The sequence below is a fragment of the Bradyrhizobium sp. USDA 327 genome (assembly GCF_041262065.1).
Taxonomy (GTDB): domain Bacteria; phylum Pseudomonadota; class Alphaproteobacteria; order Rhizobiales; family Xanthobacteraceae; genus Bradyrhizobium; species Bradyrhizobium liaoningense.
The window spans coordinates 7,754,371-7,774,504 of record NZ_JBGCCW010000001.1; the positions used below are offsets into that span (position 1 = coordinate 7,754,371).

23 protein-coding genes are annotated in these 20,134 nt (G+C 65.6%); 15 read left to right on the plus strand and 8 right to left on the minus strand.

All coding sequences use genetic code 11. The features are described 5' to 3' along the window. Position 1: 1 nt before the first annotated feature. The 3 genes from ABIA42_RS36540 to ABIA42_RS36550 are packed head-to-tail and all read right to left on the minus strand — an operon-like array spanning position 2 to position 2,580. The gene (locus tag ABIA42_RS36540) at positions 2-700 is read right to left on the minus strand and encodes a DUF1045 domain-containing protein (protein ID WP_370143724.1); all 699 of its coding nucleotides are present in this window, start codon (positions 698-700) and stop codon (positions 2-4) included. A gap of 18 nt (positions 701-718) precedes the next feature. After that, on the minus strand, positions 719-1,912 hold the full coding sequence (locus tag ABIA42_RS36545) for an alpha-D-ribose 1-methylphosphonate 5-triphosphate diphosphatase (RefSeq protein WP_370116184.1): 1,194 nt from the start codon (positions 1,910-1,912) through the stop codon (positions 719-721). Beyond that, complete coding sequence (locus tag ABIA42_RS36550) at positions 1,909-2,580, minus strand: chloramphenicol acetyltransferase (RefSeq protein WP_370116182.1); 672 nt, start codon at positions 2,578-2,580, stop codon at positions 1,909-1,911. Before ABIA42_RS36550 ends, ABIA42_RS36545 begins: the two co-directional genes overlap by 4 nt. 173 nt (positions 2,581-2,753) lie before the next feature. Between ABIA42_RS36550 and phnC the strand changes: the two genes are divergently transcribed. The 4 genes from phnC (at position 2,754) to phnE (ABIA42_RS36570) (ending at position 6,359) form a co-directional block, all read left to right on the plus strand. Next, positions 2,754-3,563, plus strand: coding sequence for a phosphonate ABC transporter ATP-binding protein (gene phnC / locus ABIA42_RS36555; protein WP_271527162.1), 810 nt, complete (start codon positions 2,754-2,756; stop codon positions 3,561-3,563). A gap of 63 nt (positions 3,564-3,626) precedes the next feature. After that, a complete protein-coding gene (gene phnD / locus ABIA42_RS36560) occupies positions 3,627-4,556 on the plus strand; it encodes a phosphonate ABC transporter substrate-binding protein (protein WP_271527161.1) in 930 nt (309 codons plus the stop codon). A 73-nt stretch (positions 4,557-4,629) separates the two neighbouring features. Continuing rightward, positions 4,630-5,514 (plus strand): phosphonate ABC transporter, permease protein PhnE, encoded by an 885-nt coding sequence (gene phnE, locus ABIA42_RS36565; RefSeq protein WP_319338352.1) that lies wholly within the window; start codon positions 4,630-4,632, stop codon positions 5,512-5,514. Then, positions 5,511-6,359 carry a phosphonate ABC transporter, permease protein PhnE gene (gene phnE, locus ABIA42_RS36570; RefSeq protein ID WP_370116179.1) on the plus strand — a complete coding sequence of 283 codons (849 nt, stop codon included), beginning with the start codon at positions 5,511-5,513 and terminating at the stop codon, positions 6,357-6,359. The genes phnE (ABIA42_RS36565) and phnE (ABIA42_RS36570) overlap by 4 nt, the downstream gene beginning before the upstream one ends. Before the next feature lie 272 nt (positions 6,360-6,631). Here phnE (ABIA42_RS36570) and phnF read toward each other — a convergent pair whose 3' ends face one another. Then, positions 6,632-7,363 (minus strand): phosphonate metabolism transcriptional regulator PhnF, encoded by a 732-nt coding sequence (phnF, locus tag ABIA42_RS36575; protein WP_370116177.1) that lies wholly within the window; start codon positions 7,361-7,363, stop codon positions 6,632-6,634. Between the two features lie 156 nt (positions 7,364-7,519). Between phnF and phnG the strand changes: the two genes are divergently transcribed. Genes phnG through ABIA42_RS36620 form a run of 9 tightly spaced genes read left to right on the plus strand, consistent with a single transcriptional unit; the run spans position 7,520 to position 14,454 of the window. Beyond that, entirely contained in the window at positions 7,520-7,933 is a 414-nt protein-coding gene (gene phnG, locus ABIA42_RS36580; RefSeq protein WP_370123721.1) for a phosphonate C-P lyase system protein PhnG, read from the plus strand. Positions 7,934-7,937: 4 nt separating this feature from the next. Continuing rightward, positions 7,938-8,546: a phosphonate C-P lyase system protein PhnH gene (gene phnH, locus ABIA42_RS36585; RefSeq protein ID WP_370116175.1), complete on the plus strand. Its 609-nt coding sequence runs from the start codon at positions 7,938-7,940 to the stop codon at positions 8,544-8,546. Positions 8,547-8,549: 3 nt separating this feature from the next. Continuing rightward, a complete protein-coding gene (locus ABIA42_RS36590; protein WP_370116173.1) occupies positions 8,550-9,653 on the plus strand; it encodes a carbon-phosphorus lyase complex subunit PhnI in 1,104 nt (367 codons plus the stop codon). Continuing rightward, a complete protein-coding gene (locus tag ABIA42_RS36595; protein WP_370116172.1) occupies positions 9,650-10,540 on the plus strand; it encodes an alpha-D-ribose 1-methylphosphonate 5-phosphate C-P-lyase PhnJ in 891 nt (296 codons plus the stop codon). Before ABIA42_RS36590 ends, ABIA42_RS36595 begins: the two co-directional genes overlap by 4 nt. After that, positions 10,533-11,345 carry a phosphonate C-P lyase system protein PhnK gene (gene phnK, locus ABIA42_RS36600; protein ID WP_370116170.1) on the plus strand — a complete coding sequence of 271 codons (813 nt, stop codon included), beginning with the start codon at positions 10,533-10,535 and terminating at the stop codon, positions 11,343-11,345. The genes ABIA42_RS36595 and phnK overlap by 8 nt, the downstream gene beginning before the upstream one ends. A gap of 8 nt (positions 11,346-11,353) precedes the next feature. Beyond that, entirely contained in the window at positions 11,354-12,052 is a 699-nt protein-coding gene (gene phnL / locus ABIA42_RS36605; protein ID WP_370116168.1) for a phosphonate C-P lyase system protein PhnL, read from the plus strand. Positions 12,053-12,064: 12 nt separating this feature from the next. Beyond that, a complete protein-coding gene (locus tag ABIA42_RS36610; RefSeq protein WP_370116166.1) occupies positions 12,065-13,222 on the plus strand; it encodes an alpha-D-ribose 1-methylphosphonate 5-triphosphate diphosphatase in 1,158 nt (385 codons plus the stop codon). Continuing rightward, positions 13,219-13,815, plus strand: coding sequence for a phosphonate metabolism protein/1,5-bisphosphokinase (PRPP-forming) PhnN (gene phnN, locus ABIA42_RS36615; RefSeq protein WP_271527152.1), 597 nt, complete (start codon positions 13,219-13,221; stop codon positions 13,813-13,815). Before ABIA42_RS36610 ends, phnN begins: the two co-directional genes overlap by 4 nt. Positions 13,816-13,842: 27 nt before the next feature. Further along, positions 13,843-14,454: a pyridoxamine 5'-phosphate oxidase family protein gene (locus ABIA42_RS36620; RefSeq protein WP_271527151.1), complete on the plus strand. Its 612-nt coding sequence runs from the start codon at positions 13,843-13,845 to the stop codon at positions 14,452-14,454. A gap of 120 nt (positions 14,455-14,574) precedes the next feature. On the opposite strand, the gene ABIA42_RS36625 is transcribed toward ABIA42_RS36620, so the two are convergent. Next, positions 14,575-15,306: an SDR family NAD(P)-dependent oxidoreductase gene (locus ABIA42_RS36625; protein WP_370116163.1), complete on the minus strand. Its 732-nt coding sequence runs from the start codon at positions 15,304-15,306 to the stop codon at positions 14,575-14,577. 393 nt (positions 15,307-15,699) lie between these two features. On the opposite strand from ABIA42_RS36625, the gene ABIA42_RS36630 reads away from it, so the two are divergent. Then, complete coding sequence (locus ABIA42_RS36630; RefSeq protein WP_271527149.1) at positions 15,700-15,921, plus strand: hypothetical protein; 222 nt, start codon at positions 15,700-15,702, stop codon at positions 15,919-15,921. A 21-nt stretch (positions 15,922-15,942) separates the two neighbouring features. Further along, positions 15,943-16,896, plus strand: coding sequence for an aliphatic sulfonate ABC transporter substrate-binding protein (locus ABIA42_RS36635; protein WP_370116161.1), 954 nt, complete (start codon positions 15,943-15,945; stop codon positions 16,894-16,896). A 151-nt stretch (positions 16,897-17,047) separates the two neighbouring features. Here ABIA42_RS36635 and ABIA42_RS36640 read toward each other — a convergent pair whose 3' ends face one another. From ABIA42_RS36640 to ABIA42_RS36650, 3 genes are all read right to left on the minus strand, one after another. Next, positions 17,048-17,830 carry an alpha/beta fold hydrolase gene (locus ABIA42_RS36640; RefSeq protein ID WP_028176558.1) on the minus strand — a complete coding sequence of 261 codons (783 nt, stop codon included), beginning with the start codon at positions 17,828-17,830 and terminating at the stop codon, positions 17,048-17,050. Between the two features lie 4 nt (positions 17,831-17,834). Then, on the minus strand, positions 17,835-19,130 hold the full coding sequence (locus tag ABIA42_RS36645) for an O-acetylhomoserine aminocarboxypropyltransferase (RefSeq protein ID WP_370116159.1): 1,296 nt from the start codon (positions 19,128-19,130) through the stop codon (positions 17,835-17,837). Between the two features lie 81 nt (positions 19,131-19,211). Then, positions 19,212-20,012 (minus strand): IclR family transcriptional regulator, encoded by an 801-nt coding sequence (locus ABIA42_RS36650; RefSeq protein ID WP_370116157.1) that lies wholly within the window; start codon positions 20,010-20,012, stop codon positions 19,212-19,214. Between the last annotated feature and the right edge of the window lie 122 nt (positions 20,013-20,134).

Here is a 20,134-nt window from a genome sequence, read left to right on the forward strand (position 1 = left end):
CTTACCGCGTCAACGCCCACTCGCCGATGATGTGGAAGCGAGCCTTTGCGTCGTCCTGCTTGAACAGTGCGAGGCGGTCGATCGCCAGCGCGCCGAGACGAAGCGACGCAAACCGGGCCCGTAACATCTCCAGTATCGGCCCGCGGCGATCTGCATCCAGCCGGCCGGTGAGCGTCATGTGGAAGCGGAATTCCTCCATCACGTAAGGGTAGCCCCAGCGGTCGAGATAATCGCGCTGCCGCTCGGTGAGTTTTTCGGGTTTGCGCCGCGCACGATCGTCCGCGGCGAGGGCCGCGCGGAAGGAGTCGAATTCACGAACGCAATCGCCGGCAAGCTGCTGGAGAGCGTCGACCGGTTCGGCCGGAATGACGGCAATGAAGCCGCTGATGGTATCGACGACGGGGCGGATCACTGGAATTGTCCGCGATTGGCCGGCAAACGTCGCGCAGCCCGCCATGAGCTCGGCCTCGGTCCTGCCTGATACCAGCACCATCGGCGCCTTCAGCGTGGCGTGAAAGCCGTACTTGCGGGGATCGGTGGTGAGGTCGTGCCAGTCCGGAGCAATCTGCAGCGCCTCGCGCGGAAACGGCACCTCGTCGCCCGTGCGGGCGTCATAGCCGAGCAGTTCGGCGCCGAAGCGGGAGAAGGCACCGTTGGCGCCGGCGGCAAAATAGATCGCGTAGCGGGGGAAACCTGTCATCGACTCAGCATAGCCAATTTAAGCCGCGACGACAGCCTCGCGCGGCGCCGGCACGGCAGTGAGCAGCCTTGTCGCGTCGGTGAGATGCACGAGCTTGCCGCCCGAGATCACTGCGATCAGCCGCGGCCGCAGCTTCACGCTGTCGTCGACGAGGAGAATGTCGGCGCGGCGTCCCTCCGCGAGCATGCCGCGATCGGCAAGGCCGGTCGCACGCGCCGGGCCGGCGGAGACCAGATCCCAGGCCTGTGTCAGCGGCACCACGCCATCGGCGGCGAGGCGGAACGCGGCGAGCAGCTGTGCGGGATAATAATAGTCCGACGCCAGCACCGAGCAGAGCCCCTTGGCGATCATGTCGGATGCCCTGGTCCAGCCGGTGTGACTGCCGCCGCGCACGACATTCGGCGCGCCGTAGACGATGGCATCGCCGTGGCTCGCTGCCGCCCGCGCCGTCTCCTCGTTGATCGGAAACTCCGCGATGTCAGCGCCGAGCTCGCGAAACTCCCGGCGCATCGCCGGCGTTGCGTCATCATGCGAGAGCATCCGTACCCCGGCCGCGCGGGCAGAAGCGGCGAGGCGCGATACCGAAGCGGGCACCTCGTCGGCGCGCGAAACCACGCGCTCGACCAGCCGGTCGAATTCCTCGCTCGAAAGGCCAGTGCGCTCCACCATGCGGTTGCGCTTGCGCGGCTTGGCCATGTCGGCGACGGTGCCGTCCATGTGGTCGTTGAAGGCGAACAGGTCGACGCGGCCCTCGGCGAGCCACTGGGCGATCTCGCCTTCGGCGTCGAGATTGTAGGTCTCGTGCCGCAGATGAAAGCGGGTGTCGGCGGCGAATTGCGGGCGCTGGCGCTCGATCGCCTCCATCAGGCCGCGCGCATTGTCGGCGCTGCGCAGGCCCGGCTCCCAGGAGCAGGTCGTGGCGTGAAAGACGGTGGTGATGCCGTTGCCGATCGCCTGGCGGTCGCTGTCGGCGAGCGCGACGTCGATCGGGAAATCGACGCCGGCGCGCGGCATCATCTGTCGCTCGAAGGCATCGCCATGCAGATCGACGATGCCGGGCAGCACCAGCAGGTCGCGGGCATCGATCGCCAGCCGCGCACGACCGCGCGAAGCATCGACCTGTGCAATATCCGTTCCGGACACGAGAAGTGAGGTTTCGACGAACTCGGCGCCGATCAGGGCCCGGCCGCCTTCGAGGAATATGTCTGTCACGCGATCGCGCTTCGTTTGCTGGCGGGAGAACTGGCGAGAGAGCTCGCCCGTGCTTCGTATGTCGAAAGAAAATCTTCAATCCCGAGCTTGCGGAAATCGGGCAGCGCCTCGCGCAATTTGTCGTGATCCCAGTCCCACCAGGCGAGCTTCGCAAGGCGCCCGGCGATCTCCTCCGAGAACCGCCGCCGCACGATCCGGGCCGGATTGCCGGCGACGATGGTGTAGGCCGGCACGTCCTTGGTGACGATGGCGCCGGCGGCGATCACCGCGCCGGTGCCGATGTTGCGCCCCGGCAACACGATCGCGCCATGGCCGATCCAGACGTCGTGGCCGATATGGATGTGATGCTGGCGCCGCCAGTCGAAGAACTCGGCATCGTCCCTCTCACCTTCGAAATAGGCGCTGGAGCGGTAGGTGAAGTGCGCCTGTGTCGCGCGGTGCATCGGGTGGTTGCCGGGATTGATGCGCGTCATCGCCGCGATCGAGCAGAACTTTCCGATGGTGGTGTAGGTGATCTGCGAATCGTTGACGACATAGGAGTAATCGCCCATCGCCACTTCATGCAGGATCGTGCGCGCGCCAACCTCGGTATAAGCGCCGAGCCTGGTCTCATGCAGTTTGGCCGAGGGGTCGATGGTCGGCTGGACCGAAAGAGCTTTGGCGGCCATGTTGCATCCGGGGTGCGAGGGCGGGCGTTCCTCTTCGAGTGGATTCATGACAATGTCATGACGTAGCGATGACAGGGGATGACGTGTGCAGGATCGCTGCGCTGCAACGGTCGTGTCACACAAGTGTTAAGCATGGACGTTAGCGATTGGCTCCAGCTACTCTGGAGCCCTGCATGCTGGTGGTGGATGGTCTGACGTGTCGCTTCGGCGCAAAAGCCGCGGTGGACGACGCTTCGTTTGAGGTTTCTCCCGGCGGCTTCGTCGGTGTGATCGGGCGATCCGGCGCCGGGAAGTCGACATTGCTGCGAAGCATCAACCGTCTGGTGACGCCGACTGAGGGACGCATCCTGTTCGACGGCGTCGACGTCACCGCATTGAGCGGCAAGGAGCTGCGGCGGTGGCGTGCGCGCTCGGCGATGATTTTCCAGCAATTCAACCTGGTCGGCCGGCTCGACGTGCTCACCAACGTCCTGATGGGGCGTCTTGCGACGATGCCCGCCTGGCGTTCGCTGTCGCAGGCCTGGCCCGAGCAGGACAAGGCGCTGGCTATGTCGGCCCTCGAGCAGTTCGACATCGCCTCGCTCGCCGCCCAGCGCGCCGACCAGCTCTCCGGTGGTCAGCAGCAGCGCGTGGCGATCGCCCGCGCCCTGGTGCAACAGCCCGACATCATTCTGGCCGACGAGCCGATCGCCTCGCTCGACCCGCGCAACACCAAGATCGTGATGGATGCCCTTCTGCGCATCAACAAGCATTTCGGCATCACCGTGCTCTGCAACCTGCATTCGCTCGATCTCGCCCGCAGCTATTGCGACCGGCTGATCGGCATGGCCGCAGGCCGCGTGGTGTTCGACGGCGCGCCGTCGATGCTGACAGATCGGATTGCGCGGGAGCTCTACGATCTGGAAGCCAACGAGGTCATGGGCGGTGCGCCGACCGCCGCGCCCGAGGGTGTTCCGGCGCTCGGCAGCGCTGCCGCCGCCTGAGCGGCGGAAGCGTATATTCAACGTTTCGCGTTAAAAGAACTCCAGCTGAAGAAGAGGGGTATCATGATTACTCGTCGATTGATTCTTGCCGGTGCCGCGGCCCTGGCCTTCACCGCCTCCGCCTCCGCCGAAGACTGGCGGAAGAAATACCCGGAGATCACTCTCGCCGTGGTTCCCGCCGAGAACGCCTCCGGCGTCACCGAGCGCTTTACGCCCTTCATCAACTATCTGTCGAAGGAGCTCGGCACGAAGGTCACGCTACGCGTCGCCAATGACTATGCCGCCGTGATCGAAGGCCAGCGCGCCGGAAACATTCACATCGGCTATTACGGCCCTGCAGCCTTTGCCCGCGCCCGGCTGACCGGTGTCAAGACCGATGCGTTCGCGATCGAGGTCAATGCTGACGGCTCAAAGGGCTACTACTCGGTCTTCTACGTGCTCGCGAAATCGCCCTACCAGAAGGTCGAGGACCTCAAGGGCAAGAACCTCGGGCTCGTCGACCCGAACTCGACGTCGGGCAACAACATGCCCCGCTTCAAGCTGAACCAGATGGGCGTCGATCCCGAGGCCTATTTCTCAAAGGTCGTCTTCACAGGCAGCCATGAAAATGCGGTGCTGGCGCTCGCGCAAGGCACCGTGGATGTCGCCGCCAACTGGTGGAACGCCGATGACGATTCCAACCTGACCCGCATGCTCACCAAGGGCATGCTGAAGAATGCCGACGGCACGCCGATGAAGAAGGAGGACTTCCGTATCGTCGTGAAGTCGGACATGATCATCAACTCGCCCGTCGCCTATCTCAGCGATCTCCCGGACGACATGAAGGCTGCGATCAAGAAGACGTTCCTGGACGCCGCGCAGAAGGACCCCGAGGCCTTCAAGAAGCTCTCCGACGGCAAGAACAAGCCTTGGGATCCGGTCACGAACGAAGACTACAACAAGACGATCGAGCTGATTAAGTTCGTCGACCATCTGCGCAAGAAGGCGTCCTGATCGCTCGGGACAACGGACCTCGAGCCGGGTCAATCGACCCGGCTCTTTCCATGACTGGCTCGCCTCCGACCGAATGACCATCGCAGTCTCGATCCTTCCCGAGCAACAGTTGGCTGCGCTGAATGCGGCTTACCGCAAGGCGGTCGCGCGCAAGCGGTTGCGCCTGCTGCTTGGCGCTGCGCTGTTTATCGCCGCGCTGCTCGTCGCTGCGATCGGCGCCGAAGTGAACTTGCGCACCTTCTTCGCCCATTTCGGCAATTTCGTCAGCTACTTCGATCGCATCTTCACGCTCGACAATGGCCAGCGCGTCTGGACCGACATCGGCGAATGGTTCTGGGGCTGGCACAAATGGCTGAAGCTCCTGGGCGAGACGCTGCTGATCAGTTATGTCGGCACGCTGATTGGCGCGCTCTTCGCGGTTGCGCTGAACTTCTTCGCCGCCGAAAACACCGCGCCGGCGCGCTGGTTGCTCTTCGTGGTGCGCCGCCTGCTCGAGTTCGCCCGTACCGTGCCGAGCATCGTGTTCGCGTTGATCTTCGTCATCGCCTTCGGTCTGGGGCCGATGGCTGGCGTGCTGGCGATTGCCATCCATTCGACCGGCGCGCTCGGCAAACAGTTCTCCGAGATCGTCGAGAATGCCGACATGAGGCCGGTCGAAGGCGTGCGCTCGACCGGGGCAAGCTGGCTGTCCTGCATGCGTTTTGCCGTGCTGCCTCAGGTGATCGCGGGCTATGTCAGCTACGCGCTGCTGCGCTTCGAGATCAATGTGCGAGAAGCCTCGGTGATGGGCTTTGTCGGGGCCGGCGGCATCGGGATGGAGCTGATTGTTGCGATCCGCAAGTTCTACTATTCCGACGTCAGCGCGATCCTCCTGACCATCATCGTCACGGTCTTCCTCATCGACATCGGCACCGGCTGGCTGCGTGGCCGCCTGTTCGGCAGAGAGGCACGGACATGAGCCACCATCCCGAAGTCGATACGGCACAGCTTCGCGCGCGCTATCCTGATGTCTTCAGCCGGCCGGCGTCCGCGCGTCTCGCGACGCCGGCGATGATCGCCGTCGCGCTCGCAGTTCTGGTGTTCGGGCTGGTCGACCTCGACTTTTCACCGTCGCGCCTCGTTGCCGGCGTCAGCCAGCTCGGCTGGATCACGATGATGATGATCCCACCAGATCCCGGTTCATCGCTGCCGTTGTATCTCAAGGCGCTCGGCGAGACGTTGTCGATCGCGCTGCTCGGTACCACGCTCGCCGCACTGTTCGCGCTGCCGGTGAGCCTGCTTGCGGCGCGCAACATCGTGCCGTCGGGTTTCTTTCGCTTCCCGGTCCGGCGCTTCCTCGATTCGATTCGCGGCGTCGATACGCTGATCTGGGCGCTGGTGTGGATCAACGTGGTCGGGCTCGGCCCGTTTGCCGGCGTGCTCGCCATCGCGGTGTCGGATTTCGGTGCGTTCGGCAAACTGTTCTCGGAGGCGATCGAGGGCGCCGACCAGAAGGAGGTCGAGGGCATCCGCGCCTCCGGCGGCAGTGCCGTGCACGAGATCCGCTTCGGCCTGATGCCGCAGGTGCTGCCCGTCATCGCCGGCCAAGTGCTCTACTACATCGAATCGAACACCCGCTCGGCCACCATCATCGGCATCGTCGGCGCCGGCGGCATAGGCCTGCAACTGGCCGAGCAGATCCGCGTGCTGGAATGGCAGAAGGTCTCGTTCCTGATCCTGATGATCCTGGTTGCGGTGGCCGCGATCGATTTCATCTCGGGCAAGCTGCGCTTTGCGATCATTGGCAGGCGGGCTGCGGTGTAGGTCCTCCGCCTCTCCTCGCAAGAACGCAGGGCGATCGCATTCGAGAGCTTTTCCCTGCGGCCATCCTTCGAGACGCCCGCCTTTGGCGGGCCCTCAGGATGAGGACCGAGTGCGTGACAGCAGTTTCCACAAGCGAAGATGCCGCTCAGCCTCATCCTGAGGAGACCGCGAAGCGGTCGTCTCGAAGGACGAGGCGCTCGCTCAGGCCCCTGCCAAGAACGAACTCATATGCGATAGCCCCGCATAAGAACTGGGGAGGGAGAGCAGGCATCTCACCCGTTCTCCACCAGAAATTCCACCCGTTCCGCCGCAAAGCGCGAGTGCTTCGTCAGCAGCGGCTTGCCCGTGAGATCGTTGTCGGTAGCATCCACCACCAGGATCGGCCGACCCAGCGCCAGATCAAGCCGTGCGGCATCGGTCGCATCGACGATGCCGGCCGTGATTCGGGTTGCGCCGCGGCGATAGTCGCGCACGCCGTAATGCGCCAGCAGCTTCGTCATCGAGCGCGTCGCCGCGAACACGGCGCCGGCGTCCGGAAACCGCTCCGCCGACAGCCAGGTGGTGGACACGCAGATCGGCGTGCGGTCGGCGAGGCGGATCGCCTCGATCCGCACCAAGGGCGCGCCGGTCTTCAGTCCCAGCTCCCGTGCGAGCTCGCGCGTCGCGATATCGTCGGTCGCATCGATCAGCCGCCCATGCGGTTCCCGGCCGCCCGCACCGACGATCTCGGAAAAGCGTGTGCGCGAGCGCAGCGGATAGGCGAGCTTCTGCGCCTCGACATAGGTTCCGCTGCCGCGCTCGGCCCGCACCAGGCCGCGCTCGGCGAGGGCTGCCAGCGCGCGCCGCACGGTGTGGCGGTTGACGCGATAGGTTTCGGCGATCTCCATCTCGCCAGGCAGCTTGTCGCCGGCCGCAAAGCGGCCGTCGGCGATGCCGCGCTCGATGCCGTCGGCAACGAGGAGCCATAGCGCGACGCCCGAGGAGGCTGTGTCCTGCATGCTCATGTCGCGGGAAGCCTACTCCGAAAATCACATCATTGTCACGAAACAGTCATGGCGCGTCCGTATTAAGTTGTCTATTATCATAGACAACTTCAATGCGGCAAGTTCGGTGGACCAGTGACGCAGCACAACAATCAGCAAGCCCAGCGCAAGGCCGCTATGGCGGTGCTGGCGCACGCGGAGGCGGGCGAGATCGCCGCTCGCCTCCGCAACTTGGCCCTCCCGGCCCACCAGGATCTGCGCGCGCCGGAAAACGGGCTCGTCATGCTGCGCGGCCGGGTCGGCGGCGACGGCGCGCCGTTCAATCTCGGCGAAGCCACGGTGTCGCGCGCCGCGGTGCGGCTTGCGAGCGGTGAGGTCGGGTTCGGCTACGCGCTCGGCCGCGACGGTGAGAAGGCGCGGCTGATCGCGCTGTGCGATGCGCTGGTGCAGTCGCGTGATCACGGCGGAGCGGTGGAGCGGGACGTTGTCGCGCCGTTGCGCAAGCAGCTGATGATCAGGCGCAAGCAGGCGGCGGCCGAGATCGCTGCGACGAAGGTTGATTTCTACACCATGGTGCGCGGTGAGGGGTGAGATCATGACCACGATTGCGGAACTGCCGCCGGCTTTCGCCGACAAGGTGCTGTCGGCGCAATCGACCTTTCGCTCCGTCATGGATGCCATGGCGCGGCCGGGCTCGGTTCAGCGCATCGTGCCGATGGCCGGAGCGCCGGGGCCGATGATGCGCGGCACCGCCGCGATCGCGCTCACGTTGTTCGACCACGACACGCCGCTCTGGCTCGATGCGCGGATGGTGGAAAGCTCCGACCTGGTAAAGTGGCTGAAATTTCATACCGGCGCGCCGGTGGTGCGGGATTGCTCGATCGCGAGCTTCGCGCTGATCAGCGACGGCACGGCGCTTCCGCCGCTCGATCGGTTTGCGCTCGGGACGAGCGAATACCCGGATCGTTCGACCACGGTGATCATTCAGGTCGATAGCCTGGCCTCCGGGCGCGGCTTCGAGCTGCGCGGCCCCGGCATCGACGGTGTCGCGACGCTGCAGGCGTCAATCAAGCCTTTCGACCTGTTCGAACGCCTGCGGATCAACGAGGCGCTGTTTCCGCGCGGCAGCGATGTGGTGCTGGTCGCCGATGACGCCGTGGTTGCGATCCCGCGCACCACGCGCGTCGTGAGCAAAGGAAGCTGAAGTATGTATGTCGCAGTCAAGGGCGGCGAACGCGCCATCGAGAACGCCCATCGCCTGCTCGCGCATAAGCGGCGCGGCGACCAGAACGTTCCGGAGGTCACGCTCGACCAGATCTCGGAGCAGCTCGGCCTCGCCGTCGACCGCGTCATGAGCGAGGGCTCGCTCTACGATCGCGAGCTCGCGGCGCTTGCGATCAAGCAGGCGCGCGGCGATCTGATCGAAGCGATCTTCCTGGTCCGCGCCTTCCGCGCCACGCTGCCGCGCTTCGGCGCCAGCGAGCCGGTCGACACCGGCGCCATGCGGGTGCAACGGCGGGTGTCCTCGACTTTCAAGGACATTCCCGGCGGGCAGATCCTCGGGCCGACCTTCGACTACACGCATCGCCTGCTCGATCCCTCGCTCGCCGAAGGCTTCGTTCCCGACGCCCCGGCGACGGCTGAAGCGCCCACCGCGCCAACGCCGCGCGTCACCGACATTCTCGGTCGCGACGGATTGATCGAACCCTCGCCCCGGGCCGAGGACGGCGCGCCGGTCGGCGATCTCACCCGCGAGCCGCTGAATTTCCCGGCGGATCGCGACCTGCGCCTGCAAAATCTGGCGCGTGGCGACGAAGGCTTCCTGCTGGCGATGGGCTATTCCACCCAGCGCGGCTATGGCCGCAACCATCCCTTCGCCGGCGAGATCCGCTTCGGCGAGGTCGAGGTGGAGTTCATCGCGGAAGACGCCGGCTTCGCCGTGCCGCTTGGTTCGATCGAGCTGACCGAGTGCCAGATGGTCAACCAGTTCAAGGGTTCCGCGACCGAAGCGCCGTGCTTCACCCGCGGCTACGGCCTTGCCTTCGGCCAGAGCGAGCGCAAGACCATGTCGATGGCGCTGGTCGATCGCGCACTGCGTGCCCGCGAGCTCGGCGAGGAGGCGCTCGCCCCTGCGCAAGACGAAGAATTCGTGATGTCGCATTCGGACAACGTCCAGGCGACAGGCTTCGTCGAGCATCTGAAGCTGCCGCATTATGTCGACTTCCAGTCCGAGCTGGGCCTGCTGCGCAAGCTGCGGCAGGAGTTCGCGGATGCCAATGCGCCTGATGCCATGAAGGAAGCCGCGGAATGAACGCGCCCGCCTACAATTTCGCCTATCTCGACGAGCAGACCAAGCGGATGATCCGTCGCGCGATCCTGAAAGCGATCGCCATTCCCGGCTACCAGGTGCCGTTCGCCAGCCGCGAGATGCCGATGCCCTATGGCTGGGGCACCGGCGGCGTGCAGGTCACCGCCGCGATCCTCGGTCCCCAGGACGTGCTCAAGGTGATCGACCAGGGCTCCGACGACACCACCAACGCGATCTCGATCCGAAAGTTCTTCGCCAAGACCGCAGGCGTTGCGACGACGACCGCGACGGCGGAGGCGACGGTGATCCAGACCCGTCACCGCATCCCGGAGACGGCGCTGAATGAAAACCAGGTGCTGGTCTATCAGGTGCCGATCCCCGAACCGTTGCGTTTCCTCGAGCCGCGCGAGACCGAGACGCGGCGCATGCACGCGCTTGCCGAGTACGGCCTGATGCATGTGAAGCTCTACGAGGACATCGCCCGCTTCGGCCATATCGCGACCGCCTACGCCTATCCGGTGAAGGTGAACGCGCGCTACGTGATGGATCCGTCCCCGACGCCGAAGTTCGACAATCCCAAGATGGACAATTGTCCCGCGCTGCAATTGTTCGGCGCCGGCCGCGAGAAGCGCATCTACGCGATCCCGCCCTATACTCTGGTGGTCTCGCTCGATTTCGAGGACCACCCTTTCGAGCCCTATCGCTTCAACGCGCCCTGCGCGCTCTGCGGGGCGGAAAATTCCTATCTCGATGAGATCGTCACCGACGACAAGGGCGGGCGGATGTTCGTCTGCTCGGACACCGATTATTGCGAGGGCCGCCAGGCCGCCGGCCATCATGGCAGTCTCAGCGCTGCGCCGTACAAGGAAAAGGCGGGCTCACATGGTTGATCAAGACTTGGCCGACCTCGATACGCTCGAAAACGACCAGCCGCTGCTGGTGGCGGAGTCCCTCAGCAAGTCCTTCGGCCGCATCGCCGCCTGCCGCGACGTCTCCTTCGCGCTCTATCCCGGCGAGGTGCTGGCGATCGTCGGCGAGTCAGGCTCGGGCAAGTCGACGCTTCTGCAGATGCTGTCGGGCCAGCTTGCACCGAGTGCCGGCCATGTGTCCTACCGGATGCGCGACGGCATCGCGCGTGATCTCACGACGCTCGGCGAGGCCGAGCGGCGTTTCCTGTTCCGCACCGATTGGGGCTTTGTGCACCAGGATCCCGCGCAGGGCCTTCGCATGGCGGTTTCGGCCGGTGCCAATGTCGGCGAGCGGCTGATGGCCGTCGGCTGGAATCACTACGGCCGCATCCGCGAGACCGCGTCGGACTGGCTCACCCGCGTCGAGATCGACGTCGCGCGCATCGACGATGCGCCGCGGACCTATTCCGGTGGCATGCGGCAGCGTCTTCAGATCGCCCGCAACCTCGTCACCGAGCCGCGGCTGGTGTTCATGGACGAGCCGACCGGCGGCCTCGACGTGTCGGTGCAGGCGCGCCTGCTCGATCTCGTGCGCAGCCTCGTCGCCGAGCTGCATCTCGCCGTCATCATCGTCACCCACGATCTCGCGGTCGCGCGCCTGTTGTCGCATCGCGTGATGGTGATGAAGGGCGGCCGTGTCATCGAGACCGGTCTCACCGACCAGGTGCTCGACGACCCCCGCGAACCCTATACGCAACTCCTCGTCTCCTCGATTCTCCCGCCATGAGTTTTTCGATGACCGCCATGATCGACGTTGCCGATGCCCAAAAGACCTTTACGATGCACCTGCAAGGCGGCATCGAGCTGCCGGTCGTGCGCGGCGTGACGTTCCACGTCAATCCCGGCGAGTGCGTCGTGCTGTCGGGACCCTCGGGCGCCGGTAAATCGTCGATCCTGAAGATGATCTTCGGCAACTACCGTTGCGATAGCGGCCGCATCGGCATCCGCCATCGCGGCACGGTGATCGACCTCGCCACCGCGGAGCCGCGGCAGGTGCTCAACATCCGCCGCTCCACCATCGGCTATGTCAGCCAGTTCCTGCGGGCAGTGCCGCGCGTTGCCACCATCGACGTCGTCGCCGAGCCGCTGATCGTGAACGGCATGGCACGTGCCGACGCACAGGCGCGCGCCGGCGAGCTGCTGCATCGTCTCAACATCCCCGAGCGGCTCTGGCAGCTGCCGCCCGCGACCTTCTCCGGCGGCGAGCAGCAGCGCGTCAACATCGCGCGCGGCTTCATCTCGGACCTGCCGATCCTGCTGCTGGACGAGCCCACCGCCTCGCTCGATGCTGCCAATCGCGCCGTCGTGGTCGAACTGGTCGCTGAAAAGAAGCGCCAGGGCGTTGCCATGGTCGCTATTGTCCATGACGACGAAATCCGTCATCTGATTGCGGACCGCATCGTCGACGTCACCAGCTTTGCCGCCGCGGCCTGAAGGAAGAGGGAAATGAACGCCAAGCCGAAGGTAACGGTGATCGCCAACGCCAGGATTGTATTGGCCGACCGGGTGATCGAGCAGGGCTGGCTCGCTCTTGCCGACGGACGCATCGTCGAGATCGGCGAGGGCAGGGCGCCGGCGGGCGCAGAGGACGCCGGCGGCGATCTTATCATGCCGGGCCTGATCGAGCTCCACACCGATCACCTCGAAGCGCATTATGTGCCGCGGCCAAAAGTGTTCTGGAACCCGGTTGCCGCTGTGATTTCCTATGATGGCCAGCTCGCCACCTCCGGCATCACCACGGTGTTCGACTCGCTCCGGGTCTGGCGCGAGGACGGTGCCGAGGAAGTCGATGGCCGCGCCGGCGTGCTCGCCGCCGCGATCACCACCGCGCGCGACGCCAGCCTGCTGCGTGCCGACCACTTCCTGCATCTCCGCTGCGAGATCCCGATGCCGAGCGTGGTCGAGGAGGCCAAGGAGCTGATCGACCGCCCCGACGTCAAGCTGATGTCGCTGATGGATCACACGCCCGGCCAGCGCCAGTTCCGCGACGAGGTCAAGCTGCGCGACTATTATCGCGGCAAGGGCGGCGGCAAGACCGATGCCGAGCTCGATGAGCTGTTCGCAAAGCGCTTCGAGTATCAGAAGCAATATGCAGCGAACAACATGCGCGAGATCGTGGCGCTGGCGCATCAGTACAAGATTCCGCTGGCGAGCCACGACGACACCACCGAGGAGAACGTCGCGGACGCCGTGCGCGATCGCGTCTCGGTGGCGGAGTTCCCGACCACGCTGGAGGCCGCGCGTGGCCTGCACCAGGCTGGCATCGACATTCTCATGGGCGCGCCCAATGTCGTGCGCGGCGGCTCGCACTCCGGCAACATCGCTGCGGTCGATCTCGCCCGCGAAGGCCTGCTCGATATCCTGTCGTCGGACTACATCCCCTCGAGCCTCCTGATGGGCGCGCTGCAACTGCCGGAGCATGTGCCGGCCATCAGCCTCGCGGCGGCAGTTCGCACCGTGACGAAAGCGCCCGCTGAGGCGGTCGGCCTCACCGACCGCGGCGAGATCGCGACCGGCAAGCGCGCCGACCTGATCCGCGTGCACGTTGCCGGCGACGTTCCCGTCGTTCGCAGCGTCTGGCGCGAAGGGAACCGCGTCGCATGAGCGAGACCGTGACCACGGCGCAGGACGAGGCGGGTGCGATCGGCCCCGGGCGGCTTGTGCTCGTGGTCGGTCCCAGCGGCGCGGGCAAGGACACTTTGCTGCGGCTGGCGCAAGCGGCCTGCGCCGACGATCCCGACATCGTCTTCCCGCGCCGGGTCGTGACGCGGGAGTCCTCTGCCGACGAGGACAACATTGCGGTGAGCCAGGAAGAATTCCGCCGCGTGCGAGAGCACGGGGATTTTGCTGTGCATTGGGAGGCGCACGGGCATTCCTATGCCCTGCCGCTCGATATCAACGACGACATCCGGGCCGGCCGAGCCGTCGTTGCCAACGTCTCGCGCACGGTGATCGCCGCGCTGCGCCGAGCTTACGTAAACGTCGTGGTCGTCGCAATCACGGCGCCGCCCGACGTGCTGGCGCAGCGGCTTGCCGCGCGGGCGCGGCACAGCGACGGAAATATCGCCGAGCGGCTGTCGCGCAGTGTCGATGACGCATCGGCGCGAACCGACGTCACCATCCTCAACGCCGGCAGCGCGGACTATCACGGCCGCCAGCTCGTGCGCGTGATCAGGAATGAATGCTGGCAGGAATAGCTGCCGATGCAACGAGGAGAGAGTGGAATGTCGGTGATCGAAACGGTCGAACAGTTGGAAGCCATCTATGGCGCCACCAATGACGCCTCGACCGTGAAAGTCGCCGACCACGTCACGCCGCTCTACCGCATCTTCATCGAGAAGGCGCCGTTTGCCGCGCTCGCCACCATCGGGCCCGAAGGCATCGATTGCTCGCCACGCGGCGATCTCCCCGGCTTCGTCCGTATCCACGATCCCAAGACGCTGATGCTGCCGGACCGCCGCGGCAATAACCGGGTCGACTCCCTGCGCAACATCGTGCGCGATCCCAGGGTGTCGCTGATGTTCCTGATTCCCGGCTCCGGCAACGCCGTCCGCGCCAACGGTCGCGCTTATCTCTCGATCGATCCGGAGCTGCTGGCCTCGTTCAAGGTCGAAGGCAAGGCGCCGCGCAGCGTCATGGTGATGAACGTCGAGGAAATCTACTTCCAGTGCGCCCGCGCCATCGTCCGTTCCGACCTCTGGAATCCTGACAAGCGCGTCGATCCAAAGACGCTGCCGACGCCCGGCCAGATCCTCGCGGAAATGAGCGAGAACAAGGTCGGCGGCGCGGAGTACGACCGCATCTGGCCCGAACGCGCGGCCGCAACGATGTGGTGAGTCGCTGCGCCTCGATCGGCAGCTGATCGTCATGCCCGGGCTTGTCCCGGGCATCCACGTTCTTCGCGCTAGCGTCAAGGCGTGGATGGCCGGGACAAGCCCGGCCATGACGGCGTGCGCTCAGCTAAACGCCATCCCGCCGCTCAATGCCACGGTCTGCCCGGTCATGTACGCGTTGTCGACCAGCAGCATCACCGCTTTCGCCACCTCCTCCGCCGTGCCGAAGCGCCCGAGCGGGATGCGGCTGACGAGCTGGGGCTGGCTGCTCATCATGTCGGTCTCGATCAGCGACGGCGCCACTGCGTTGACGGTGATACCCTCCTTCACCAGCCGCGCGGCGTAACCTCGCGTGAGGCCTTCCATGCCGGCCTTGGACGCATTGTAGTGCGGGCCGATCGAGCCGGCGCCGCGCGCCGCTCCCGAGGAGATGTTGACGATGCGGCCCCATTTCCTTGATCGCATCGACGGCAATACGGCCTGCGTGCACAGGAAGGCGGATTTCAGGTTGACCAGGATGGTGCGGTCGAAATCGTCTTCGTTGAGATCGTCGATGCCGCGCGTGATGGCGATGCCGGCATTGTTGACGAGGATGTCGATCGGCCCTAGCCCGGACGTGACGCGCTCGACCATTCCGGCCACGGCTTCGGCTTGCGAGACGTCGGCAGCGACGACGATGGCGCGGCCGCCTTGCTTGCCGATCTCGCCAGCCAGCTGCTCGGCCTGCCCGATCCGCTCGCGGCAATTGATCGCCACGGCGGCGCCTGCTTCGGCCAGCGCGCGACAGACGGCGGCGCCGATTCCGCGCGAGCCGCCGGTCACGAGCGCGGTGCGCCCCTTCAAATCATCAGCCATCTCTGGAGCTCCCGAATTGCCTGCGTTCCGGCTCCTGAAGCGTACCACGCCGCCCCGTGCGCCTGTGATGAACTCATCGCGAGATGAATCCGTCTGCCGGTGCTTGCGCCGAGAGAAGCGCCCCGGCGCGCCGGCCGCAAATATGGATAGCCATTTCATTGACCAATCGCGCCAACCGCTCGATATTCCGAGCATCGAAACTGCTCCTCGAGCTTGATGCCGCGATATGAGAATGGATCACCAGCGTAACCAGGGCGACATGCATGCGTGCATGACGCGGCGCTGTTTCTCGGCGGCAACGGGCGCCTGTTGTCGTTGCTGACCGCCTCTTAGCAGCACCTCGCACCGAGAATCCCCGAACAGGAACGCCGAGACATCGGCGAACGAGCAATCATGTCCCAGACCCAGTCGAATGCCTACATCATCGAGATCCACGACCGCGCCGCCGGCATCATCACAAGAAGTGAGCGCGGCTACCGCTTCTTCTCCTCCGAGCGCCTGTTCGACAGTCTCGAAGGCCGCCAGTTCCATTCGGCCCGCGAGGCCGAGCGCGCCGCCCGTGCCGTGCTCTCGCAGCGGAGCCGTCGCGCGAGTTCCCAACTCTTCGCCAACTGATGCCACCGAAAGGACCGCAACATGATTCCACGACGACATATCCTGACCGCAGCGCTGCTCCTCGCCACCGCTGCTGCCGCGCCCGTGCGCGCCGCGGACAAGCCGGCGGAAATCCGCATCGGCACGCAGAAGGGCGGATTCTTTCCGGCTGTGCGCCAGCGTCAGACGCTCGAAAACGCCTTCAAGCCGCTCGGTATCGAGATCAAGTGGATCGACTTCCAGTTCGGTCCACCGCTGCTGGAGGCGATCAATGTCGGCAGCGTCGATTTCGGCTTCGTTGGCGATACGCCGCCGATTTTCGCGCAGGCCGGCGGCGCCAGGATCCGCTACGTTGCCGCGGTGAAATCGGAAGGCAACACACAGGCGATCGTCGTGCCGAAGGATTCACCGATCAAGACGCTCGCTGATCTCAAAGGCAAGCGCGTCGCCTTCGGCAAGGGATCCAGCGCGCATAATCTCCTCGTTGCCTCGCTCGAGAAGGCCGGCCTGTCCTGGTCCGACATCACACCGGCGCCGCTCGCGCCGGCGGACGCAACGGCGGCCTTCGTGAAGGGCTCGGTCGACGCCTGGTCGATCTGGGATCCCTATCTGGCGCTCGCGGAATTGAAGGAGAGCGCGCGCGTCCTCGCGTTCGACAAGGATGTTCACAAGCCGAACGCCTATTACATCGCCGGCACCGACTTCGTGGAGAAGTATCCTTCCCTCGTCGCGAAGCTCAACACAGCCTTCGCGTCCGAAGGCGTATGGGCGGATTCGCACCACGAGGATGTGGCGAAGGCGCAAGCAGAGGCGACCGGCGTCGATATCGAGGCTGTCAGGCGCTTCGTGGCCCGCTCCAACTATCGCGTCGTGCCGCTCGATGCCGAGGTGGTCAAGAGCCAGCAGGCGGTCGCCGATCGCTTCGCAAAGCTCGGCCTCATCCCGAAGCCGGTTAACGTCTCCGACATCGTCTGGAAATGGACGCCGGGCTCGTGAGCTGGACATTGAGAGGACGCCGTCATGCCCGGGCTTGTCCCGGGCATCCACGTTCACCGTTCTGCATCGCCAGCCGCGGATGGCCGGGACAAGCCCGGCCATGACGCTCCCTGCGGCTATCCGCGTTCCAAACGCTTGAGTTGGAAGCGGCTCAGCCCCTCAGCGCCGCCAGCAACTCATCCGGACGTTCGGCCATGATCATGTGGCCGGCGCCGGGCACCACGACGGTCTTCGCATGCGGGATCGCGGCCGCAAGCGCCTTACCCGCCTTCGCCGGCGTCATCATGTCTCGCTCGCCGAGAATGAGCGTCGTCGGCACCTTGATGCTCGCCGCGGCGGCAAGCGCATTCGCATAGGCATTGCAGGCCGACAGATCCTTGAACAGCACGCCGGGCTCGCAGGCCTGAAGCACGGCCTGTGCGCCGCCATGCATCCACAGGCCCGGTGCGAGGCTGCCGCCGAGCTCGGCCTTGAAGCCGAGACCCCAGATCGAGACCATGTCGTTTGCATCCTGCGCGTTGGCTTCGGCCGCCTTCAAGAGATCCGGGCCGACCGTCATGGTCGCGGCGGTGCCGATCAGGCTGAGCGCGGAGACCTTGTCGGGATGGCGCGCCGCCGTCTCGAGCGCGATCAGCGAGCCCATGGAATGGCCGATCAGATGCGCCTTCGTGGCGGCCGCTGCATCCAGCAGCGCCGCCGTCCAATCCGCCATCTCCGCGATGCTGCCGAGTGAAGGCCCCGTAGAGCGGCCGTGGCCGGGCAGGTCAGGCGCCAGCACGGCAAAGCCGTGATGGGCAAACCAGCGCGTGTGCAGCGCCCAGGTGGAGTGATCGAAGCCGGCGCCGTGGATGAAGACGACCGCGGGCAGCGACTTGTCGAAGTCGCGGCCGCCGGTTGCCGCGAACACTTCAGTGCCGTTGACGGAGAGCTTCATGGCGTCAGACCTTTTGCGAGATGCGCAGCGCTTGGGCGAGATCGTCGATGATGTCGCTTGCGGTCTCGATGCCGACCGACAGCCGTACCAGCTCCTCGCCGACGCCGGCAGCCCTGAGCTGCTCGGCGTCCATCTGCTGATGCGTGGTCGAGGCCGGATGGATCACCAGCGTCTTGGCATCGCCGACATTGGCGAGATGGCTGATCATGCGCAGCGATTCGATAAACTTGCGCCCCGCCGGCCGGCCACCCTTGATGCCGAAGGAGACGATCGAGCCGGCGCCGCGCGGCAAGAGCTGCTTGGCGAGCTGATAGTCGGGATGGGTTTCCAGCGAGGGGTGCAGCACCCAGTCGACGGCCTTGTTGGATTTCAGTGCCTCCAGCACGAGATGCGTGTTCTGCATGTGGCGGTCCATGCGCACGGGTAGCGTCTCAACGCCCTGCAGCAGCTGGAACGCGTTGGTCGGCGAAAGGCAGGCGCCGAAATCGCGCAGGCCCTCGGTGCGCGCGCGCATGATGAAGGCCGCCGTGCCGAACTGCTCGTCGAAGACGATGCCGTGATAGCCGCCATAGGGCTCGGTCAGCACGCCGAACTTGCCGGAGCCGCGCCAGTCGAAGCGGCCGCCGTCGACGATGGCGCCGCCGATCGCGATGCCATGGCCGCCGATCCATTTGGTCGCCGAATGCATGACGATGTCGGCGCCCAGCTCGATCGGGCGGCTGAGATAGGGCGTGGCAAAGGTGTTGTCGATCAGCAGCGGGATCTTGGCGTCATGCGCGATCGCCGCGACCTTGGGGATGTCGAGCACCTCGAGCCCGGGATTGCCGATGGTCTCGCCGATCACGAGCTTGGTGTTCGGCTTGATCGCGGCGCGGAACGCGTCGAGATCGCGCGGCTTGACGAAAGTGGTGGTGATGCCGAAGCGCGGCAGCGTGTGCGCGAGCAGGTTGATGGTGCCACCATAGAGCGAGCTCGACGCCACGACGTGGTCACCGGCATTGAGCAGCGTCGCGATCGCCAGATGCAGCGCGGCCATGCCGCTGGCGGTGCAGATGGCGCCGACGCCGCCTTCGAGGGCCGCAAGCCGCTCCTCGAGCACGCCCGTGGTCGGGTTAGAGATGCGGGTATAGATGTGGCCGGCGCGCTCCAGGTTGAACAGCGCCGCAGCGTGATCGGAATCCTGGAACACGTAGGACGTGGTCTGGTAGATCGGCACCGCCCGGGCGCCGGTCACGGGATCCGGATGCTGGCCCGCATGCAGGCTCAGGGTCTCGAAAGCAGGCGGTTTTGGCGCGGGCATGCGTGGCCTCGTTTGTCGGTCGGCGATGGCGGCTCTTGTGCCATAAAACGAGGGACCACGTCAGCCCATTGACAACGCCGCCTAGCCCCGGATCGCCTGCTCGATGGCGCGCGCCTCCCGCAACAGAATCTCCGCGACCTCCTGCTCGCGGCGGGGGCCGAGCCTGGTTCGAACGGCGGAGACCGTGATCGCGGCGGTCGGCCGTCCGTCCGGGGTCTTGATCCAGGTCGAGATCGATTTGGTGCCCTGCACGAGGCCGATCTCTCTCATGTTGTAGCCCCGCCGCCGCGCTGCAGTGACCTGGCTCGTCACGGTGCCCACGTCGGTCTGGTAGGCCTCGAACCGCTTCTCGTTGGCTGCAACGATCTTTCGCGCGTCCTGCGCCGGCATCGCGGCAAGGATGGCGACGCCCGCGCTGGAGACGCCGAGCGGCCGGCGCGCGCCGATCTCGATCGACAGCACCTGGATCGGATAGACGCCGATCCGCCGATCGACGCACAGCGTGTCGTTGCCGGTGCGCACCGTCAGGAACAGCGTGTCGCCGATCTCGGCGGACGCGCGCTGCAGCGACGGATTTGCGGCGACCAGCAGCCGCGACGGCCGCGGCCGTGCGAGCGCCAGCTCCGGCACCTGGTTGCCGATCGCGTAGCGCCCGCTCTTGCCATGCCGCTCGACGATGCCTTCCTCGATCAGCACGTGGACGATGCGATGCACGGTCGGGCGGGTGAGGCCGGTGGCGCGGACCACCTCGGCCAATGGCACACCGTCTTCGCGGCCTGCGGCAAGGATGCGCAGCACCGCGAGCGCCCGCCGGATCGCCTGCGCGCCCTGTCGCGGTTCCTCGGCGCCACGGGCGGATTTCGTTGAACGCCTCTTGTCCATAATATGGACAAGAACGCCACAATTCCCTCGACAGGGCAAGCGCGCATCTGGAGATTGCGCTCCGATCGGAATGCCTTGTGAGCGTCGTGCGACGTCCAGGCATTCGAATGAATCGAATGCGC

What these genes read in the sequence shown, in the direction of transcription:
- phnL (WP_370116168.1), top strand. Translation starts at nt 11,354, where the DNA reads ATGACCGCCATGATCGACGTTGCCGATGCCCAAAAGACCTTTACGATG.
- phnH (WP_370116175.1), top strand. Translation starts at nt 7,938, where the DNA reads ATGACCACGATTGCGGAACTGCCGCCGGCTTTCGCCGACAAGGTGCTG.
- ABIA42_RS36620 (WP_271527151.1), top strand. Translation starts at nt 13,843, where the DNA reads ATGTCGGTGATCGAAACGGTCGAACAGTTGGAAGCCATCTATGGCGCC.
- ABIA42_RS36640 (WP_028176558.1), bottom strand. Translation starts at nt 17,830, where the DNA reads ATGAAGCTCTCCGTCAACGGCACTGAAGTGTTCGCGGCAACCGGCGGC.
- ABIA42_RS36595 (WP_370116172.1), top strand. Translation starts at nt 9,650, where the DNA reads ATGAACGCGCCCGCCTACAATTTCGCCTATCTCGACGAGCAGACCAAG.
- phnC (WP_271527162.1), top strand. Translation starts at nt 2,754, where the DNA reads ATGCTGGTGGTGGATGGTCTGACGTGTCGCTTCGGCGCAAAAGCCGCG.
- phnE (WP_370116179.1), top strand. Translation starts at nt 5,511, where the DNA reads ATGAGCCACCATCCCGAAGTCGATACGGCACAGCTTCGCGCGCGCTAT.
- ABIA42_RS36645 (WP_370116159.1), bottom strand. Translation starts at nt 19,130, where the DNA reads ATGCCCGCGCCAAAACCGCCTGCTTTCGAGACCCTGAGCCTGCATGCG.
- ABIA42_RS36635 (WP_370116161.1), top strand. Translation starts at nt 15,943, where the DNA reads ATGATTCCACGACGACATATCCTGACCGCAGCGCTGCTCCTCGCCACC.
- ABIA42_RS36540 (WP_370143724.1), bottom strand. Translation starts at nt 700, where the DNA reads ATGACAGGTTTCCCCCGCTACGCGATCTATTTTGCCGCCGGCGCCAAC.
- phnG (WP_370123721.1), top strand. Translation starts at nt 7,520, where the DNA reads ATGGCGGTGCTGGCGCACGCGGAGGCGGGCGAGATCGCCGCTCGCCTC.
- ABIA42_RS36610 (WP_370116166.1), top strand. Translation starts at nt 12,065, where the DNA reads ATGAACGCCAAGCCGAAGGTAACGGTGATCGCCAACGCCAGGATTGTA.
- phnD (WP_271527161.1), top strand. Translation starts at nt 3,627, where the DNA reads ATGATTACTCGTCGATTGATTCTTGCCGGTGCCGCGGCCCTGGCCTTC.
- ABIA42_RS36625 (WP_370116163.1), bottom strand. Translation starts at nt 15,306, where the DNA reads ATGGCTGATGATTTGAAGGGGCGCACCGCGCTCGTGACCGGCGGCTCG.
- ABIA42_RS36590 (WP_370116173.1), top strand. Translation starts at nt 8,550, where the DNA reads ATGTATGTCGCAGTCAAGGGCGGCGAACGCGCCATCGAGAACGCCCAT.
- phnE (WP_319338352.1), top strand. Translation starts at nt 4,630, where the DNA reads ATGACCATCGCAGTCTCGATCCTTCCCGAGCAACAGTTGGCTGCGCTG.
- ABIA42_RS36550 (WP_370116182.1), bottom strand. Translation starts at nt 2,580, where the DNA reads ATGGCCGCCAAAGCTCTTTCGGTCCAGCCGACCATCGACCCCTCGGCC.
- phnN (WP_271527152.1), top strand. Translation starts at nt 13,219, where the DNA reads ATGAGCGAGACCGTGACCACGGCGCAGGACGAGGCGGGTGCGATCGGC.
- phnF (WP_370116177.1), bottom strand. Translation starts at nt 7,363, where the DNA reads ATGAGCATGCAGGACACAGCCTCCTCGGGCGTCGCGCTATGGCTCCTC.
- ABIA42_RS36650 (WP_370116157.1), bottom strand. Translation starts at nt 20,012, where the DNA reads ATGGACAAGAGGCGTTCAACGAAATCCGCCCGTGGCGCCGAGGAACCG.
- phnK (WP_370116170.1), top strand. Translation starts at nt 10,533, where the DNA reads ATGGTTGATCAAGACTTGGCCGACCTCGATACGCTCGAAAACGACCAG.
- ABIA42_RS36630 (WP_271527149.1), top strand. Translation starts at nt 15,700, where the DNA reads ATGTCCCAGACCCAGTCGAATGCCTACATCATCGAGATCCACGACCGC.